The sequence below is a fragment of the Rhizobium sp. S163 genome (genome assembly GCF_030380805.1).
Taxonomy (GTDB): domain Bacteria; phylum Pseudomonadota; class Alphaproteobacteria; order Rhizobiales; family Rhizobiaceae; genus Rhizobium.
The window spans coordinates 18587-35094 of the sequence record NZ_JAUDSA010000015.1; the positions used below are offsets into that span (position 1 = coordinate 18587).

Below are 16508 nucleotides of genomic sequence, written 5' to 3' on the forward strand. Positions count from 1 at the left end.
AGGGATAGTCACATGAGCGCAGTCGTTGTCATCAGCATCACCGGCGAAGAAGGTCTTTGGGTCGCAGATCTTACCGCAGGAACCGTCATCCCGCTTGACCCGCCCAAAGGCAGCAAGCTGAGGGAGGTTGCAGACCTCAGAAAAAGCGGCACTTCGATCTCGAAGGGCGTGGACCTTGCCGTCGTGGTGAAATCAGCCAGGGAAGCGGCATCCGGACACTACGAAGGCTAGCAGACCAGAAACCATCTCCATGAGTTGGCCGGCGCCTTGTCATCGCCAAGGCGTCGGCTTTGCTGTGCGTTGTCTCTGGAAGGTCGATCAAACGCTCCAAGCCGGTGCCATGCCCGACTCAGGACCGAACGATGCATGTCCACACCATGAGAGACAGCCGGACCATATCAAAATTCATTCTGGAAGTGCGTAGCGCGATCATTTGATCTAACTTTGATCATTCCGACCAAAAAACAGGTGAGTTTGCTCGGGCCAAACCAGATTACAATCCACGTCGTTACTCAAGGTAGGAGAACGACCGTGGAAAGCCCCCGCCCCGCGCAAAAGCCCACAGCAACAGTATTGTCGAAATTCCGCGACAGTCTGGCGAGAGGCGATACCATCGCGGCCCTTCGTGATGGGCTTGTCGGGGCAAGTGCGACGATCTCCGGCCCCTATGGCGATAAGCCCCTCGTCTATGCCGACTACGTCGCCTCGGGGCGAGCACTGCACCAGGTCGAACGTTTCATCCTCGAAGAAGTCCTTCCCTACTACGCAAACAGTCACACGGAGGCCTCTTATTGCGGAGGCTTCATGACGCGTATGCGCCGGGAGGCGCGTGGATTGATCGCTAACTTCTGCGGCGCCACGGCCGACCATGCCGTCATCTTCACCGGTTCCGGCGCGACCTCAGGCATCAACAGGCTGGTTTCGCTGTTCGGCGTGACCCAAGCGATTGCAGCCGGCCGAAAGGTCCGCGTCGTCATCGGTCCTTACGAGCATCACTCCAACATCTTGCCCTGGCGCGAAAGCGGCGCGGAGATCGTGGAGATTGCCGAGCAGGCGTCCGGCGGTCCCGATCTTGCGCTCCTTCAGGCGGCATTGGATGAGAGTTCTGACGCCCTGACGATCTGCACGCTGTCTGCCGCATCGAATATCACCGGAATTGTCAGCGACGTCCCGACGATCACCGGGATCGTCAAGGCTGCCGGAGCAAAGATGGTCTGGGATTATGCTGGAGCCGGCCCCTATGTACCGATCGCCATGTCCCCAGCACCTTATGCCAGCAACGACGCCCAGATAGATGCGATCGTCGTTTCTCCGCACAAGTTCATCGGTGGACCCGGCGCCTCCGGCATCCTGATCGTGCGTCGCGACGCGGTCGTTGCGACTAAGCCCTCCTGGCCTGGTGGCGGGACCGTTAAGTTCGTCTCGCCCACGGCCCACGACTACAGCGATAGCCTCGAGGCGCGCGAAGAAGCGGGCACACCGAATGTCGTCGGCGACATCAGGGCAGCGCTTGCTTTCATCGTCAAGGATGCGATCGGCGAGCAGTCGATGGCCGAGCGCAATCATGCTCTCACAAAGCGGGCCTTCAGCGCCTGGGAAGACGTCGAGCAGCTGGAAATCCTGGGGCTCACCGGCCCTCACCGACTGCCGATCTTCTCCTTCCGCGTAAAAGACGGCAAAGGCGGCTACGTTCACCAGCAATTGGTCACCCGGATGCTGAGCGACCGCTTCGGCATTCAGGCGCGCGGCGGATGCGCTTGCGCTGGTCCTTATGTCCACCGTCTGCTGTCAATCGACGACGATCAGTCCGAGGCGATCAGAACAGCCATTCTCTCTGGCGACGAGATTATGAAGCCCGGCTTCATCAGGTTGAACTTCAGCGTTCTTCTGAGCGACGACAAGGTCGGTTTCATTCTCGACAGCGTCGCCCAGATCGCAGCCGACGCAACCAACTTCGAGCCAGATTACGATTTCGATCCGAGCCGAGCGATCTTCTTCCCACGCGCGACCGCCGGCGAAGGAGCCCTCGATCACGGCAATGCTGGGCGACTTGAGCCGGAGCCATTTCGTCAGAGTCAAACGGATCAGGGCCACGCTGACCAAGACGAGGCAGACGAGCACCACGCAGAAAAAGCTCGAACGGAGCATGGCCCAGCGCGACAAGGTCCAGCCCTTCGAGACGGTGTCGATCAGGACCAAGTCGATCAAGGACCCGTCGATGCAGCAGCCTGAGGTCACAGGTTTTCACGATGCGCGAACGGGCAGCATCCAGTATGTCGTCTCCTGCCCGACGACGCGTAAATGCGCCATCATCGACCCAGTCCTTGATTTCGACGAAAAGTCGGGTTCGACCGCAACGACCTGTGCCGATCGGCTGCTCGGACACATTGCCATCCATGATCTGACGCTCGAATGGATCCTCGATACCCATCCGCACGCCGACCATTTCTCCGCGGCCTCATACCTTAAGGCACGCACCGGCGCGCCAACCGCAATCGGCGAGCATGTCAAAGAGGTCCAGCGGATCTGGAAAGAAATCTACAATTGGCCAGACCTTGCCTGCGACGGATCGCAATGGGACCGGCTGTTTTCGGATGGCGACACATTCAGGATCGGTGATCTCGAGGCCCGCGTGATGCATTCGCCAGGACATACGCCGGCCTCGATCAGCTATATCGTCGGCGATGCCGCCTTCATCCACGACACACTCTTCATGCCCGATAGTGGATCGGCGCGTGCCGATTTCCCTGGCGGTAGCGCCGATAGTCTCTGGTCGTCTATCGAACGCATTTTGAGCCTGCCTGACCAGACCAGGCTGTTTACCGGGCACGACTATATGCCTGATGGACGCGAGGCCTTGTGGGAAAGCACCGTGGCCGAGCAGCGCCGTGACAACCCACATGTCGCCGGTCGATCGCGCGCCGAATTCGTCGAGATCAGGCAGACCCGTGACAAGACGCTTCCGATGCCGAAGCTCATCCTGCATGCCTTGCAGGTCAATATCCGCGGTGGCGCACTGCCAGAACCCGAGACAGACGGCCGGCGCTACCTGAAGATCCCGCTCGACGCCCTGCCCGGATCTGTCTGGGGGAGATGACGCTGTGGATGGGGCACTCCAGCATGTCCTTTTCGCGCTCGGCTCCGGCTCGCTGGTCGGATGCACGCTGGGCCTGATCGGCGGCGGCGGTTCGATCCTTGCAACTCCTCTACTGATCTATGCCGTGGGCATGCGCGACCCGCATACGGCGATCGGAACCGGCGCGCTTGCGGTCTCTGCCAATGCGTACCTCAATCTGGCAGGCCACGCCGCCAAGGGCCATGTCTGGTGGCGTTGCGCACTGATCTTTGCCGCCGCCGGTGCTTTCGGCGCCTATCTCGGATCAAGCCTTGGCAAGCTCGTCGATGGTCAGAAGCTGCTTTTCATGTTCGGCCTCTTGATGATGTTTGTGAGCTTTGCGATGCGAAAGACGCGCACCGCCCCTGACATCGACGCCCGCTCGCTGACAATGGCCGCACACGGCAAAACGACGGCGATCGCGCTGGTAACGGGGCTTTTCTCAGGCTTCTTCGGGATCGGTGGTGGCTTTCTCATCGTGCCGGCGCTGCTTCTGGCAACCGGAATGCCCCTCATTAACGCCGTTGGCACGTCGCTCATGGCCGTTGGCACCTTCGGTCTGACGACTGCGGCCAACTATGCGACGTCGGGCCTGGTTGATTGGGCAACGGCGGGCTACTTCATTGCTGGCGGCATTGGCGGCGGCATCATTGGCACGATCGCGGCAACCCGCCTTGCCGGGAACCGCAACACGCTGGCGACGATTTTCCGCGCCGTCATCTTCACGGTCAGCCTCTATGTCTTGTGGAAGAGTTATCTTGCGCTTTAGGGCGCGCCTCTTTCCATCAAGAGTCTCTTGAATTGGTATAGTCGATATTTTCGGCTTCAATTGGATCGGCCCCGAACCGGACAACACCTCCCCCAACCGAACTTTCTCCGACTAATTCGCTGAAAGACACAACGGAAGAACGGCAGCTCAGTCTCGCCCCACGCGGCGCGTTGGTTCGCCGTGAGCAAAATCGCGGGCGGCCCGAATGAACGCACTGAACGCAGCGGGAGGGTTCTTCCGCCCCGGATAGTAGAGCGCCAGTGGGGCCAACGGCGGGGTCCAATCCTCCAGCACGCGAACCAATCGCCCGGCCGCGATGTCTTCGCGCACATCTGCTTCCATGACGTATCCAAGGCCGATACCGTTCTGAGCGGCTATTCTGACGAGGCTGGACTCGTCGAGGGTGATGGCGCCCTGAACATCGATCTGGACGGCAATCCCGTCCTTTTCAAATTTCCACCGGAACAGGGCGTGGTTTGGAAGACGTGCCCGGATGCACCGAAACCGATAAAGGTCAGCCGGAATAGTTGGCATGCCATGGGAGCGCAGGAAGTCGGGTGATGCCACGACGGCGTTACTACGCTGCAATCCCAGTGGCACGGCGATCATATCGTCCGGCACGAGGTCCGATGGCCTCAGGCCGAGGTCGAATCCAGCCGCGACGATGTCTACGAGCCGCCCCTCCGTGACCAGGTCGATATGCACCTGCGGATAGCGCTGCAGGAACGACAGGATAAGAGGCTCCATCACTTCCCGAGCTGCAGTGGCGAATGCGTTGATACGCAGCGTCCCGGACGGAACCTCCTGCAGCGACTGGGCCGCCAACATGGCGTCGTGGATGTCGGTCATCGCCGGCCCGACCCGCTCGACAAATGTTTTGCCGGCATCCGTCAGCGAGACGCTCCGCGTCGTTCGGTTGAAGAGGCGGATGCCAAGCCGCTGCTCAAGCTTCCCGATGGAATTGCTCAAAGACGTCGTGGATATGCCGAGGTCCAGCGCGGCGGCCCGAAACGAACCGAGACGAGCGATGCTGAGAACGGCATCGAGTTCAGCAAAAACGGATCGCGTCATTGTCCCTCTTTTCGCAACGTCTCATCCTCCTTTATCCCGCTTATGGCGTCAATGAGTGCGATCTATCTTTGAGGCAGTCGAACTCGAACGAAGCTCGGCACCGCGGCCGATGAGGCTTATCCAGGATTGGAGAAAACGAATGACGATCAAACTGCCGCAAGCCATCAAGGACTACTTCGATGCAGACCGCACAGGCAGTCCGGATGCCATCGCAGCCGCTTTCACCGAAACCGGCATCGTGAAGGACAAGGGCAAGACGCATCGCGGACGCGATGCGATCCGAGAGTGGATGGTAGAAGCCGGACAGCTCTACACCTACACGGCTGAACCCTTCTTTATCGCTACGGAGAACGGCAAGACCCAGGTGACCGCTCATGTCGTCGGCACCTTCCCCGGCAGCCCGATCGATCTGCGGTTTTTCTTTGTGCTGGCGGGCGACAAGGTAGCAGAACTGGAGATTACAGTATGAAACCGTTTCTGACGCTTGAGGGCCGCAGGGCACTGATCACCGGCGGCACCTCGGGAGCGGGCGCGGCGACGGTTGCGCTCTTCAGGGAGCTTGGAGCCCGCGTACTTACTACTGCCCGTTCGAAGCCGGTGAACTTCTCTGGCGCGGCGTTCGTCGAGGCCGACCTGACGACCAAAGCCGGTGTTCGAACGGTCGTCGATGCGGTCAATCGAGAGCTCGGCGGGCTCGACATCCTCGTGAACGTTCTGGGCGGCTCTTCCGCTCCTTCAGGTGGCTTTACCGCGCTCACCGATGAGGAATGGGACAAGGAGTTCAACCTCAACTTCTTTCCGGCGGTCCGGTTGGATCGTGCCCTCATTCCCGGAATGATCTCGCAGGGACACGGCGTTATCATCCACGTCACATCGATCCAGAACCGACTGCCTCTGCCGCAGGCGACCACGGGGTATGCGTCGGCCAAGGCGGCCCTCAACACCTACAGCAAAAGCCTCTCGAAAGAGGTTTCGCCGAAGGGTGTGCGCGTGGTGCGAGTATCTCCCGGCTGGATCGCCGATCCAGGAACCAATGGCTTGGCTTCGCGCATTGCCGAGGAAGCCGGCATTGACTACGACGCCGCGGTGCAGGTGATCATGAATTCGCTCGGCGGCATACCGCTCGGACGGCCGGCCGCGCCCGAAGAGGTCGCCGACCTGATCGCGTTCCTTGCGTCGGATCGAGCAACCTCCATAACGGGGACGGAGCATGTGATAGACGGTGGGACTATTCCGACTGCTTGACCATCCGGAGATCGCTCATTCACTGGTAGAACACCGACCCACGCGGCAGGCGTCGTTTCGCCTGCTGCGTGTCAGAAGCGTTAAACGCTGAACTCCCCACGTCTTCTTGGTGGTTGGACCGACGATCAGTCCTCGCGTCAGGCGAGAGCCTCTGAATGTTTCAGGGGTTGCAGCACAATATCCACCAACGCGGATTTCCCGATCTCGAACGCGACCTGATAGTCCGGATCATCGATCATCGCCTTGAAGGCGGATCTACGCGGGTACTGCACAAGCAAAACGGCATCCCATCCTTCTACCTCTCCCTCGGTGAGCACCGGCAGACCATCGCCGCGGAAGAGTATTTTTGCGCCGAAGCGAGCCAGAATGGGTTCTGCGATTTTCAGATATTCGACATGCCTTTCCCGGCCGCCATCGCGATCGAACCGCAGGAGGTTCAGCATTACGATGGGAGAATCATCGGTGGCAGCTAAAAAGTCGGCGAATGCGGTTTGTGAAAACGAAACCATTCATTTTTCCTTTGATATTCCGTCAGGAGCGAGTGCGCCATCCATGGTATCTTACCTGCGCGTCAGAAACTGTCAGGAGGGAACACCAGTCGCGATCCCGGTCTCGCCAACGCTTTACGAGTGAAAAGCGTGGGACAGCGGAATGCCCTCCGAAGACGGCCCAGAGGTGCTGTGGTCCAACAGACTGAGAGCAATGTCCGCGACGATATTGTGGTATCTTGCCCGTCATCGCACGCGTGTGGATTTGTCAGTCTCGTCATTGTCGGGCGCGCAGTCTCATTGACGACTGTGCGCCACTTGGATGGATCGAGGATTGGTCGAGGGGTCGCTTTGACCATCTTCGGTTTAAAGGGAAGCCTCGTCATGCGCTATAAGGAGCCAGTCACTCGGGCCTGATAACGATGACCTGCTTGACGCGTCGAACTTCGGCAGGTTCCGCTTCGCGCCTTTCGGAATCAAGGTCACCTTTCCTTCCGCGCATCCACTTGGCGCGCAGCCTATCAACTCCATCTCTTCCTTATGATATACTTCACAAGCGACACTCATTTCGGTGACACTCGTGTCCTCAGGATCGACCGCCGCCCGTTCCCCAATATGGTTGCCCATGATGCCGCGTTGATTGAGAGCTGGAACAGGATAATCGGGCCAGATGACGATGTCTGGCATCTTGGGGACGTTATGTCGGCACGTGCCGGAGATTGCAGTGAATTGCTGTCGCGCTTGAAAGGTCGCAAGCACCTGATCATCGGCAACAACGATCCAGGCACGACGACGACTTCCATGGGTTGGGCCAGCGTCCAGCATTACGCCGAGATCAAAGCGGACGGTCACCGCCTAATCCTCTGCCACTATGCCTTCAGGACCTGGAACCAGATGGGCAAAAAATCGATCAATCTGCACGGACACTCACATGGACGCCTGAAACCACTGCCTAGGCAGTTCGACGTCGGCGTCGACGCACAGGAACTCCGCCCGGTGACGCTACAGCAGATTCTGGCCCGAAAACGTTCACCGGAAGGGCGATAGGGCGGCCGACTAAACCTTGCAGACTGCAGCTTCACTACTTCGAAATGATCCGAAAACCATGCGCTCGTACTAGGCTTGGGCGACATCGTTTTCGGTACAGGATTCAATATTCTAAAGCCCCGGCTTCGATTGCGGCCGCTCGGTGACCTGAAAGCCCGTCCGCCCGACACCAACTTCTTGCTGCGTCCGGATTGACATGCGTGCCGATGATGCCCCAATCACCGGGGGTGTCGATGGATTTCCATCAGTCGCATAGATCAGCGACTGCAATCCGAGCGGCTTGCCGTTATCGTCCGCGGTGAGCGAGCACCACATAGATGACGGGTGAGAGATATAGGCTTCCCGCATAATGCCGACGTCCGCCCTCGCCGTTCGCCTTCCGGCCGCAAAGAGCCTCTCGAGCATCCTGCTCATTCCCGCAGCGTCCTGATCGACAGCAGTTCGCACGCTCATTCGTGCCACTTCGTACGGTCGTTTTGTATGCCCGGCGTTAGCTATATCGCGGCATCGTGCATGGCAACGTCATTGGTTGCCTGCCCCAGAAGATCAGCATCATCACATCTATCTTCGAGCTCACGTGCCGCCACCGAAGTCGACCGCTTGATGGCCTAGCTCGGTCAAGATTGTTGCAAAATCGCAGCACCGCCAACAATCCGCCTTTTTAGTCGATCTCCCCGCTTTATGGGATCGATTTGGATGCTACCAATCTCGTAGGTGATTTGCGATGGGGCTGTGGCTGTGGCATCGAATAATATGGGATTAAGTTGCAGCGCGATGTTATTGGCGGCAGGGGTTGCCAGCATCTTCGCCACATCTGGGGCGGCGCGTGCAGATGAACAGATTTTCGACGAATTGCGCTTTGGCGCTTCTGCATCCGTACAGGGCGGCCACAGCCATGAAGATGGCGTCTTCCCCGAAGTCACGGTCTTCTTCGACCCGTTTGGCCAGGATGCGGCAACCGACTGGAAGCAGACGCTGGCACGCCCGCGCATCAACCTCGGCACGTCCATAGGGACCGCGGGTGAAGCAACGCAGATCTTCGGCGGTCTAGTGTGGACCGTTAATTTCAACGAAAAGGTGTTTGCCGAAGCAGGTTTCGGCGGCGTCTGGCACAATGGCAACCTTGACTATGCAAAGGACGGCCCAGAGCTCGGCTGTCGTTTCATGTTCCATGAGTATGTCGGTGCGGGTTATCGCTTCGACGCGCATTGGAATGTCATGGCCCAGGTCGCTCACTCCTCGCACGCCAATCTGTGCGATGGTCCCAATAGCGGCATGACGCGCGCCGGGATCCAGGTCGGTTACAAGTTTTAAGCCTTAGGCTTTGATCAACCGATATTGAGCAATGACCCCGCGCGATCATCATCCGCCTTCGGCAGGGCGTATGAGTGCAGACCAGCCTCCGGTTTTGGACGACTTTTGCAACGACTACGTCTTGCTGTCAGTCGCCGTTGAGTTAGCATAGGCCGTCGCTTGGGAGTTTCTGAATGCGCTTGAGTGACAGGTGAAGGGCGTGTCTCCAGGTTCGCCCTTCGCCACCTTGCTTGCCACTCAGTGTAGCGTCGGCTCCGAGAGCAAATTGGGATGCCTGGCATGGAATGTCATAATCAGGCTCATCGCGCGCACAGCAATATCCTCGGCAAGAGCGACGTCAGAAGCAGCTAAGTCGTCTGCCGCCTCCCGCAACGCCAATCCAACCGAACGCATGACCATCTCAAGCGCGTCCTCGCCCTCGGAAGCCGCCAGTTCCGCGGTATCCGCGAGCGTAACCGCGAGCCCTTCCAGGACAGCACGCCTTTCGAGCAGTGGAAGCCTGCTGAAGTCCGAAATGTCTCTCATTTTCTACCGAGTTCGGTTTCGACCTTCTTGCGTGAGTTGCCCGCCTTCTTGACTGCACCTTTCACGGCCTCCTTGGAGACCCCTTCCTTCTTGGCCTCGTATTTCACTTCGTGGTCCTGGCCAGCGGCGACGCGAGCGCGATCCTGCGTGCGGCCTCTTGATGTCGTTGCCATCTCTTTTCTCCCATTTTAATCACCGTGAAACTCGCAAGGATTCAATAGGTTCCGGGAGGACATGGAAGTTCAAAGGAAGCTGCGATCAGTATTAGCCTCAACTCAAGTAGCAGTTGCGACTTTACTGCCACGTGATATCCTCGATTTGTGCACGACCACTAACCTCTAACCCGGCTTCTGCCGGGTTCTCTTTGAGAGCCCGAATGCTTCCGGCTTCGGAACTCTTGCCCACCGGAACCATTTTATGGGCATGAAGATGGGAGCAGCATTCACTCAATGTGTCGGAGACCGCCGTTTGGCTGGCGGGACATCGGCTTGTCCTTGCGGGAGCCGCCGCTCTCGTCGTCGTGTGGTGTGCAGTCGGGTTTATTCTTGGATGGCCGATTGAATGGCATTTTGTCTCGGCGATGACCGGCACGCTTGTGACGCTCTTCCTTCTTCTTATCATGCAACACAGCCAGAACCGGGACATGGCGGCCCTCCAGGTCAAAGTCGATGAACTCATCCGGTCCAGCGAGGCAGGAAACCACATGATTGGTGTCGAGCGCCTGGAGGCTGAAGAACTCGCGCGACTGGCGTATAACAAGACGCCCTGACGATCACAGCGCCATGACACAAACGCGATCGATCCCATGCAAAACGTCGCGAGATGCCAAACCAATGGCACGGCCCGGCCGTATCACGTCCAACATCGTTGCCGGGTGTACCTATGCTCAAGGAAATCGCTACAGCAGCTGCATGCGCCATACTCTTACTGGAGGCCATGATTACCCTCCAACTATACGGTTTGAATGCGATCTCAGGCGTGCTGGCGGGAGCAACAGTCGGCACGCTTGGCGTTATATTCGCGCGGTTGCGACGAAGAGCGTTCCGCAATAAACAGCGTCGTCCAAAAGGCCGGCGATAGTTGCTGGTACCGGGATGGAATCAGGCAGACTTGCGCTCCCGCTCATCCGCCTTCTCCTGCGCGACCTCTTCGACGCATTCGGCCTTTTCCGCGAGCTTCCTGCTCATCTCGCGAAGCTCCTGCTCGTCAAGCTTCTCAATGCCGACGAACTTGTTCTGGGCCTGCGAACTCAAGATCAATTCGTCGAGCTTTGCCTGTAGCGCCTTGCCATCGCGATTCTGCGAATTCTGGAGGACAAAGACCATCAGGAAGGTGATGATTGTAGTGCTCGTATTGATCACCAGCTGCCAGTTTTCACTGTAGTCGAAGACTGGACCCGACGCAGCCCATGCAATGACGAGCGCGACCGCAAATACGAAGGTCGCGGGCTTTCCGGAAAGATCCGCGATGGTGGTGGCAAACTTGGAAAAACCTTTGGATACGACGTTGTCGCTCATTTGAACCTCACTGTTGCCCGGCCAAAGAAAACGCGAGCCTGCGCACTGCGGTTCCTGGCATGGGACTTCAGTCTGAGGGCGTACAGGTAGCTCTTTCCTGTTATCTGTGCCCATTGGTTACGATCAAGGATCAAATTTCCAGGGCTACGCGTCTGGAGTTGGTCGCTATACGGACGACGTCTGAGGGCTGCCCGAAGAGGGAGAGCCCTACCGGATTTCAATGGATCGAGCTGGACGATCGGGCATTTATCCGCGTCCAAGTTATCCCGACGTAGTTCGAGATCAATGCGGCGGCCATCAATTCCGCAGAGCGGCATCCTTTTTCGTAGAGTTCGATTGCCGCGTCGCACAGGAATGAGGACGCATGGTCGTCCCACCCGACGCCATAGTGGCGGTTACCACGCACTGACTGCTCTCGACATGAGGAGATGGTCCTCGTGAGCCTTGGACATGGATGCCTCGGTGAACTGCGGACCTGGATAAGGATTACCGTTTGGTAGGTATAGGCCGCCTATGACGATGCCATCGACGATCGCTTCGATATAGCGGCTGTGCTCGTCTTCGGGTTCGGCCGGAAGCCCTTTCCGTGTGAGAAGAGGCTCCTGCCCTTTGGCAAGGATCGCGACGCCGTTCCAGGCCTTCTGCCCCTGCCATACCGCGCCGAAGCCCGCAGCCTTGATCGGAAACTTCTGCTGCGGTGCCTTCAGCTCCTGCAGACAAACGACGTCCGGCTCGGCCTCCCCCAGCCATCGTAGGAGGATTTCGAGCCGGCCATTGGCGCCGTTTACGTTGTAGCTCGCAAGCTTCACTGGCTAGTGCCGGATTTCCGCCTCGACCTTCTTGCGCGAATTCCCGGCACTCTTCACGGCCTTCTTGACCGTATCTTTCGAGACGCCTTCCTTCTTGGACTCGTATCGGACTTCGTGGTCCTGGCCGGCTGCGACCTTCGCGCGATCCTGCGCTCTGCCTCGGGACGTGGTAGCCATGCGAATTCCTCCTGATGTTTTCGATCATCGGAAAACGGGCGTCGAATCAGGAAGTTCCATGTCCTATGGCGAGAGGCATTCTTCGCAGATGCCGCATCCGTCGTCGTCCAGGAAGGTTTGCGAGCGCCCACAACAGAGATAGCTACGCGGGCAATAATGATGAGTGTCGTCATGCACCGGCGGCAGGATTTCGATTTCGGGGGTATTGATCATTTCAAGGGCGTCGTCTTCCATCTAGAGTGCGCCAGGTTCGAGGATTCCTTTGAGGTGGTCAGGCTTCAGACCGAAACAAGAAGCCCTTCTTCTCGTCCGGCCATTGCCGTTATGCCGGCCCGACTGACCGGATCGTGGCGATCCTGCAGATCGACGAAGACGATACCGGGACGGCGGAACATGCGTTGGCGCATGCGCGGAAGTTATGAGGCAGACGGCTTCAGAATGCGGTCGATAGGTGAAATGCCCGGCGAAGGCTGGTAAAGCAAGAGGGTTGATGCCCGAGGCGAGACTGATGACCAGAGAAGAAATGCTGAGCTATTCTCAAGCTGTTTGCGACGGCCTTCGCGAGGATGCAGACGGGGTACGACGCGAGGTTCTCGCCCACGCAGGAAACAGGTGGTCGCTCGGCGTCGTACACACGCTCGGCGTCTATGGGAGACTTCGGCACGCGGAAATTGGTAGGCGAATGCACGGAGTGACGCAGCGGATGCTCACTCGGACGCTCCGCCAGCTTGAAAGAGATGGCCTCGTCTCGCGCCACGATCTCGTCGAGATGCCGCCTCGCGTAGAATACGAACTGACTGAAATGGGAATGGAGCTTCTCGTTCGCATGATTCCCTTGTGGACGTGGGTCGTGGAGAATTCCGACAAATTTCGAAAGTCACGCGAGGAATTTGATTCCCGGCAGCCCGAAACGCCTTCCTGGCAGACCTTTTAAGGGGTCAGATCGCGACGCTTCGCTGGTGTTGTCGCGACCCTGACCGTATGGAGAACAGGAGAAGCGGACGAACACGGGAGAGCGAGCACATCGCGCTCTCCCATGTCTCATCACAGCAAGGCGGCTTCGCCCCGAAGCGAAGGCATTACCGTGCGATCAGGTTCTCGTCGATCCAATCGGACACGTCGGTCACCTTGATGTTTTCCCGTACGTTGAACGTGCTCGCTTTGTCCCATGCCATGCCGCGCCCGATACCGAAGGCTGCCCGGTACTTGCGCATCATGTTCTGGGGGTCTTCTGCCAGTTCGTCCATTAGGACGGGCACGGTCCATTCTGATCGGCCAAAGGGTCGGTTGAAGCCCTCTTCCAGCTTGTCCGCAAGTTCGCCATAGGTGACGGTGTCGCCCGCCAGGAAGACGATCTCGTTGCTAATGGTCGGCTCGTAGAAGACGATTTCTGCCGTGAGTACGCCGATGTCTTCGGGCGTCGTTACCGTAACCGCCGTGTCGTAGCTTCCGAGCGCGTTGACCTTGTTCTTCTCCAGATCGACGACGCCGAATTCTGGTTCGAAGAGATAGCTCATGAACATGCCGGTGGAGATGATGACCCATTCGGTCTTGATTTGAGAGCGCAGGAGTTCACGTACATCGAGCTGGGCGTCGAAGATGTCCTGCGGACCACCTCGGCCGATAGCCTCGAAATCGACACCGAACTGCCAGGGGAAATAGCGCGGAATGCCCGACTGGAGTGCCGCCTTGGCGAGCGTCATCGGAGTATTGATTCCCGCCGCGTAGCCAGTGCAGCCGATTACGGTGTCGTACTGCGAGAAGACGGACGCCAGCTCGTCGATCGAACTTTTCACCAGATCGCCCAGGACGATTGCGATACCCAATTCACGGATTTCGGCGATGTCGCGCTGCTTGGCCGGGTCATCGGATTCCACGGCACTGGCGCGCAGCAACACGCTGATCTTCGCCCCTTCGAAATCCTTGGCGCGACGGGCCAGGTTGCGTAGCACCGGCATCCCGAGTTCACCGGCACCAAGCACTAGAATGTTCCGTGACTTCACGTTGGAGATTGCGTTGTTCATCGATTTCAATCCTTCGAAATTCCGTTGTCGCCGCTATCTGGCAAAGCGAAGAGGCGAAGAAAAGAAGGTACACGGATGATACTGCAGCGAAATCGAAGGACGAACGTCCCTCCGTGATCGGTCTTCCGGGATGACCGACAAGGTTCTGCAGTTGGCGGCTGAGATCGAGAAGCTGACCGAGATCGTCCCCGCCGTGGAGGCGAAGGCCTTTCTGAAGGCGCGCTTCAATCTCCTGGTAAGCGAACTATCGACCTATCTGGGATTCGCGCAGACCTTGAAGGGATAGGAAGAAGTCCTTCGAAAGACGAGGCCAACGAGCTTTCACCACCCGGCGCGCGAAATATGGCTTTTAACGGGTGTACTGGGTTATCGGCCGGAACGTTCCATCTGGGTTGGGAGAGCTGCAGCCGTTTTGGTTGGCCCGAATATAATCGTTTATCGGCATAGCGCGAATTTTTTAATCGTTTTACGACCTGAATAAATGGTTTTCGACTTTTTTGACGAAAGTATTTAATCATTTTGCGACTTTTTGCGCGCTAAATAACTGTTTTACGACCTTCATAATTGATATTTGCGATGGAGGCCGCATATAATCGATCGGTGATATCTGCACGGGAGCGAAAAATGACAAGCAACACTGCCAGCCCGCGCGTCTTCCAGGATCGGATTGCACCTCGAGATACTGAACTCGTGGGATATGCAGCACTGATTGAAATGTACGGGATCGAGGCTCCCATCCGAGAGCCGTCCGCGGTCGCCAACGCTTCGGTGAAAGGCGGGCGAAAAACTCAGGACGGATGGACGGTCTTCGACAAACGGTACATGCCCGACCAGACACTGGCGGCCCAGCTCGGTTTTGCTCTAAGGCACGAGCAGATCGATCTCCTCATTCTCAAGAGGCTGTTCCAGAAGGTCTCTCCAAACGACATCGCGTCTATCGTCCAGGCGGAGCCGACCGGTGCGTCGGCACGCAGGATCTGGTTCTTCTACGAGTGGCTCATGCAAGAGCGCATCCAAGTTCCCGACGCGGAGCAGGGCAACTACGTGGAGGCTCTAGATCAGAGGGAATACTTCACCTCGCAGCCCATGAACTCGTCGCGACACCGGGTTCGCGACAATCTTCTCGGAAATCCGTCCTTCTGTCCGATGCTGCGACGAAGCGAGTTCCTGTCGAATACGATTGCCCATCGCTGGAGCGACGCTGCGAAGGAGCTCGTCGGCACTATAGACAGGCAGGTCGTCGCGCGTGCGGCGAGCTTCCTTCTGCTGGCAGACAGTCAGGCATCGTACCAGATCGAGGGCGAGCGCCCGCCACGCAACCGTCTGGAACTCTGGATGCGCGCGGTCGCGCAGGCGGGTCGCAGGCGCCTGTCCATCGACGAACTCGTACGTCTTCAGCACATCGTCATCGAGGAGGACCGGTTCATAAAGCGTGGCCTTCGCGACGCCGGCGGGTTCATCGGAGGCCGTGACTGGAACAACGATCCCAGCCCGGAACATGTGAGCGCCCGTCACGAGGACATCGCCGATCTTCTTCAGGGAATAATCGAATGCGGGCAGCGGATGGCGAAGAGCGACGTCGATGCTGTCCTACAGGCTTCGGTCATGGCGTTCGCGTTCGTCTTCATTCATCCCTTCGAAGACGGAAACGGGCGACTTCATCGGTACATGATCCATCACGTTCTTGCAGAACGAGGCTATACGCCGACGGGCATGATATTCCCGGTTTCGTCGGTACTCTTGAAACGTCAGGCGGAGTACGGGGAGGAACTCCGGGCCTTCACGGGGCCGCTGCTGCCGTTCGTCGAGTGGGTGCCTACGGGAAAACAGAACGTTCGCGTGCTCAACGAGACCGCCGATCTATATAGGTTCGGAGACTACACCGAAATCACGGAGTTCCTGTACGAGTGCGTCGTGACGACGATCGAGCACGACCTGCCGAGGCAGATCGAATATCTCGCCCGCTTCGACGAGGCGAAGGGCCGGATACAGAGCTTCATGGAGATGCCGGACGAGATGATCTCTTCGCTGATCAACTTCATCTCGCAGAACAACGGCGTCCTGTCGAAGAAGCGCCGCCGCCGTGAATTCGAAAAGATGACCGACATCGAAGTCGAGGCGGCGGAAGCGATGGTGAGGGACGTGTTTGATATGGATGTTCCCGGAGACGCTCTGGAACAGTCGGACGACGACGACCCCGCGGCGTTGCCGGGCCGGCGATGACGGACCGGGTGCTCTGCTACGAAAAGACAGGGCAGCGTCCTGCTGCATCTTCAGCGGCGTCCCTACCCTCCTGAAACGCCGTCCGCAGTTCGCTCAATACAGGGTTCGGGAAAGCCGACTTTTCCGCGTAAGGCCGCCACCCGAAGAAGATCCACGCTTCATCCGATATCTGATCCCGTATTGA

At 58.2% G+C, this 16508-nt stretch carries 20 protein-coding genes and 2 pseudogenes; 12 read left to right on the forward strand and 10 right to left on the reverse strand.

Annotated features, from left to right (window positions below; all coding sequences use genetic code 11):
• The first annotated feature begins 12 nt into the window (after nt 1–12).
• From QTL96_RS14640 to QTL96_RS14655, 4 genes and pseudogenes are all read left to right on the forward strand, one after another.
• Nucleotides 13–231 carry a hypothetical protein gene (locus QTL96_RS14640; protein ID WP_112820222.1) on the forward strand — a complete coding sequence of 73 codons (219 nt, stop codon included), beginning with the start codon at nt 13–15 and terminating at the stop codon, nt 229–231.
• A gap of 342 nt (nt 232–573) precedes the next feature.
• Nucleotides 574–2004: pseudogene (locus tag QTL96_RS14645) on the forward strand (aminotransferase class V-fold PLP-dependent enzyme); the annotation flags it as partial.
• A gap of 214 nt (nt 2005–2218) precedes the next feature.
• Nucleotides 2219–3097, forward strand: a complete 879-nt coding sequence (locus tag QTL96_RS14650) for an MBL fold metallo-hydrolase (protein ID WP_289728245.1) — start codon at nt 2219–2221, stop codon at nt 3095–3097.
• A gap of 4 nt (nt 3098–3101) precedes the next feature.
• The gene (locus QTL96_RS14655) at nt 3102–3884 is read left to right on the forward strand and encodes a sulfite exporter TauE/SafE family protein (protein ID WP_289728180.1); all 783 of its coding nucleotides are present in this window, start codon (nt 3102–3104) and stop codon (nt 3882–3884) included.
• 147 nt (nt 3885–4031) lie between these two features.
• Here the strand turns inward: QTL96_RS14655 and QTL96_RS14660 are convergent, their stop codons facing one another.
• On the reverse strand, nt 4032–4955 hold the full coding sequence (locus QTL96_RS14660; RefSeq protein WP_289728181.1) for a LysR family transcriptional regulator: 924 nt from the start codon (nt 4953–4955) through the stop codon (nt 4032–4034).
• Between the two features lie 139 nt (nt 4956–5094).
• Between QTL96_RS14660 and QTL96_RS14665 the strand changes: the two genes are divergently transcribed.
• Together QTL96_RS14665 and QTL96_RS14670 are read left to right on the forward strand one after the other, a co-directional pair.
• The gene (locus tag QTL96_RS14665) at nt 5095–5424 is read left to right on the forward strand and encodes a nuclear transport factor 2 family protein (RefSeq protein ID WP_289728182.1); all 330 of its coding nucleotides are present in this window, start codon (nt 5095–5097) and stop codon (nt 5422–5424) included.
• A complete protein-coding gene (locus QTL96_RS14670) occupies nt 5421–6200 on the forward strand; it encodes an SDR family oxidoreductase (RefSeq protein ID WP_289728183.1) in 780 nt (259 codons plus the stop codon). The genes QTL96_RS14665 and QTL96_RS14670 overlap by 4 nt, the downstream gene beginning before the upstream one ends.
• A 137-nt stretch (nt 6201–6337) precedes the next feature.
• On the opposite strand, the gene QTL96_RS14675 is transcribed toward QTL96_RS14670, so the two are convergent.
• Nucleotides 6338–6709 carry a DUF1330 domain-containing protein gene (locus tag QTL96_RS14675; RefSeq protein WP_289728184.1) on the reverse strand — a complete coding sequence of 124 codons (372 nt, stop codon included), beginning with the start codon at nt 6707–6709 and terminating at the stop codon, nt 6338–6340.
• 345 nt (nt 6710–7054) lie between these two features.
• Nucleotides 7055–7375: a hypothetical protein gene (locus tag QTL96_RS14680; RefSeq protein WP_289728254.1), complete on the reverse strand. Its 321-nt coding sequence runs from the start codon at nt 7373–7375 to the stop codon at nt 7055–7057.
• On the opposite strand from QTL96_RS14680, the gene QTL96_RS14685 reads away from it, so the two are divergent.
• Complete coding sequence (locus QTL96_RS14685; RefSeq protein ID WP_289728246.1) at nt 7280–7735, forward strand: hydrolase; 456 nt, start codon at nt 7280–7282, stop codon at nt 7733–7735. The two genes, QTL96_RS14680 and QTL96_RS14685, sit on opposite strands and share 96 nt — an antisense overlap.
• A 774-nt stretch (nt 7736–8509) precedes the next feature.
• On the forward strand, nt 8510–9049 hold the full coding sequence (locus QTL96_RS14690) for an acyloxyacyl hydrolase (RefSeq protein ID WP_289728247.1): 540 nt from the start codon (nt 8510–8512) through the stop codon (nt 9047–9049).
• Between the two features lie 237 nt (nt 9050–9286).
• Here the strand turns inward: QTL96_RS14690 and QTL96_RS14695 are convergent, their stop codons facing one another.
• Together QTL96_RS14695 and QTL96_RS14700 are read right to left on the reverse strand one after the other, a co-directional pair.
• Nucleotides 9287–9574 carry a hypothetical protein gene (locus QTL96_RS14695; RefSeq protein WP_289728185.1) on the reverse strand — a complete coding sequence of 96 codons (288 nt, stop codon included), beginning with the start codon at nt 9572–9574 and terminating at the stop codon, nt 9287–9289.
• Complete coding sequence (locus QTL96_RS14700) at nt 9571–9747, reverse strand: DUF3606 domain-containing protein (protein WP_289728186.1); 177 nt, start codon at nt 9745–9747, stop codon at nt 9571–9573. Before QTL96_RS14700 ends, QTL96_RS14695 begins: the two co-directional genes overlap by 4 nt.
• A gap of 278 nt (nt 9748–10025) precedes the next feature.
• Between QTL96_RS14700 and QTL96_RS14705 the strand changes: the two genes are divergently transcribed.
• Nucleotides 10026–10343: a low affinity iron permease family protein gene (locus tag QTL96_RS14705; RefSeq protein WP_289728187.1), complete on the forward strand. Its 318-nt coding sequence runs from the start codon at nt 10026–10028 to the stop codon at nt 10341–10343.
• Nucleotides 10344–10674: 331 nt separating this feature from the next.
• On the opposite strand, the gene QTL96_RS14710 is transcribed toward QTL96_RS14705, so the two are convergent.
• The 4 genes and pseudogenes from QTL96_RS14710 to QTL96_RS14730 form a co-directional block, all read right to left on the reverse strand.
• Nucleotides 10675–11091, reverse strand: coding sequence for a low affinity iron permease family protein (locus QTL96_RS14710; RefSeq protein WP_289728248.1), 417 nt, complete (start codon nt 11089–11091; stop codon nt 10675–10677).
• 464 nt (nt 11092–11555) lie between these two features.
• Nucleotides 11556–11900: pseudogene (locus QTL96_RS14720) on the reverse strand (endonuclease/exonuclease/phosphatase family protein); the annotation flags it as partial.
• A 3-nt stretch (nt 11901–11903) separates the two neighbouring features.
• The gene (locus tag QTL96_RS14725) at nt 11904–12077 is read right to left on the reverse strand and encodes a DUF3606 domain-containing protein (protein ID WP_289728188.1); all 174 of its coding nucleotides are present in this window, start codon (nt 12075–12077) and stop codon (nt 11904–11906) included.
• A gap of 63 nt (nt 12078–12140) precedes the next feature.
• Entirely contained in the window at nt 12141–12311 is a 171-nt protein-coding gene (locus QTL96_RS14730; RefSeq protein ID WP_289728189.1) for a hypothetical protein, read from the reverse strand.
• Between the two features lie 274 nt (nt 12312–12585).
• Between QTL96_RS14730 and QTL96_RS14735 the strand changes: the two genes are divergently transcribed.
• Nucleotides 12586–13011, forward strand: coding sequence for a helix-turn-helix domain-containing protein (locus QTL96_RS14735; RefSeq protein ID WP_289728190.1), 426 nt, complete (start codon nt 12586–12588; stop codon nt 13009–13011).
• A gap of 145 nt (nt 13012–13156) precedes the next feature.
• On the opposite strand, the gene QTL96_RS14740 is transcribed toward QTL96_RS14735, so the two are convergent.
• On the reverse strand, nt 13157–14101 hold the full coding sequence (locus QTL96_RS14740) for an aromatic alcohol reductase (RefSeq protein WP_289728191.1): 945 nt from the start codon (nt 14099–14101) through the stop codon (nt 13157–13159).
• 130 nt (nt 14102–14231) lie between these two features.
• Between QTL96_RS14740 and QTL96_RS14745 the strand changes: the two genes are divergently transcribed.
• Together QTL96_RS14745 and QTL96_RS14750 are read left to right on the forward strand one after the other, a co-directional pair.
• A complete protein-coding gene (locus QTL96_RS14745; protein WP_289728192.1) occupies nt 14232–14387 on the forward strand; it encodes a hypothetical protein in 156 nt (51 codons plus the stop codon).
• Between the two features lie 290 nt (nt 14388–14677).
• Nucleotides 14678–16324, forward strand: a complete 1647-nt coding sequence (locus tag QTL96_RS14750) for a Fic family protein (protein ID WP_289728193.1) — start codon at nt 14678–14680, stop codon at nt 16322–16324.
• Nucleotides 16325–16508 lie beyond the last annotated feature (184 nt).

What these genes read in the sequence shown, in the direction of transcription:
- QTL96_RS14640 (WP_112820222.1), top strand. Translation starts at nt 13, where the DNA reads ATGAGCGCAGTCGTTGTCATCAGCATCACCGGCGAAGAAGGTCTTTGG.
- QTL96_RS14650 (WP_289728245.1), top strand. Translation starts at nt 2,219, where the DNA reads ATGCAGCAGCCTGAGGTCACAGGTTTTCACGATGCGCGAACGGGCAGC.
- QTL96_RS14660 (WP_289728181.1), bottom strand. Translation starts at nt 4,955, where the DNA reads ATGACGCGATCCGTTTTTGCTGAACTCGATGCCGTTCTCAGCATCGCT.
- QTL96_RS14665 (WP_289728182.1), top strand. Translation starts at nt 5,095, where the DNA reads ATGACGATCAAACTGCCGCAAGCCATCAAGGACTACTTCGATGCAGAC.
- QTL96_RS14670 (WP_289728183.1), top strand. Translation starts at nt 5,421, where the DNA reads ATGAAACCGTTTCTGACGCTTGAGGGCCGCAGGGCACTGATCACCGGC.
- QTL96_RS14675 (WP_289728184.1), bottom strand. Translation starts at nt 6,709, where the DNA reads ATGGTTTCGTTTTCACAAACCGCATTCGCCGACTTTTTAGCTGCCACC.
- QTL96_RS14680 (WP_289728254.1), bottom strand. Translation starts at nt 7,375, where the DNA reads ATGCCAGACATCGTCATCTGGCCCGATTATCCTGTTCCAGCTCTCAAT.
- QTL96_RS14690 (WP_289728247.1), top strand. Translation starts at nt 8,510, where the DNA reads ATGTTATTGGCGGCAGGGGTTGCCAGCATCTTCGCCACATCTGGGGCG.
- QTL96_RS14695 (WP_289728185.1), bottom strand. Translation starts at nt 9,574, where the DNA reads ATGAGAGACATTTCGGACTTCAGCAGGCTTCCACTGCTCGAAAGGCGT.
- QTL96_RS14700 (WP_289728186.1), bottom strand. Translation starts at nt 9,747, where the DNA reads ATGGCAACGACATCAAGAGGCCGCACGCAGGATCGCGCTCGCGTCGCC.
- QTL96_RS14710 (WP_289728248.1), bottom strand. Translation starts at nt 11,091, where the DNA reads ATGAGCGACAACGTCGTATCCAAAGGTTTTTCCAAGTTTGCCACCACC.
- QTL96_RS14725 (WP_289728188.1), bottom strand. Translation starts at nt 12,077, where the DNA reads ATGGCTACCACGTCCCGAGGCAGAGCGCAGGATCGCGCGAAGGTCGCA.
- QTL96_RS14730 (WP_289728189.1), bottom strand. Translation starts at nt 12,311, where the DNA reads ATGGAAGACGACGCCCTTGAAATGATCAATACCCCCGAAATCGAAATC.
- QTL96_RS14735 (WP_289728190.1), top strand. Translation starts at nt 12,586, where the DNA reads ATGACCAGAGAAGAAATGCTGAGCTATTCTCAAGCTGTTTGCGACGGC.
- QTL96_RS14740 (WP_289728191.1), bottom strand. Translation starts at nt 14,101, where the DNA reads ATGAACAACGCAATCTCCAACGTGAAGTCACGGAACATTCTAGTGCTT.
- QTL96_RS14745 (WP_289728192.1), top strand. Translation starts at nt 14,232, where the DNA reads ATGACCGACAAGGTTCTGCAGTTGGCGGCTGAGATCGAGAAGCTGACC.
- QTL96_RS14750 (WP_289728193.1), top strand. Translation starts at nt 14,678, where the DNA reads ATGGAGGCCGCATATAATCGATCGGTGATATCTGCACGGGAGCGAAAA.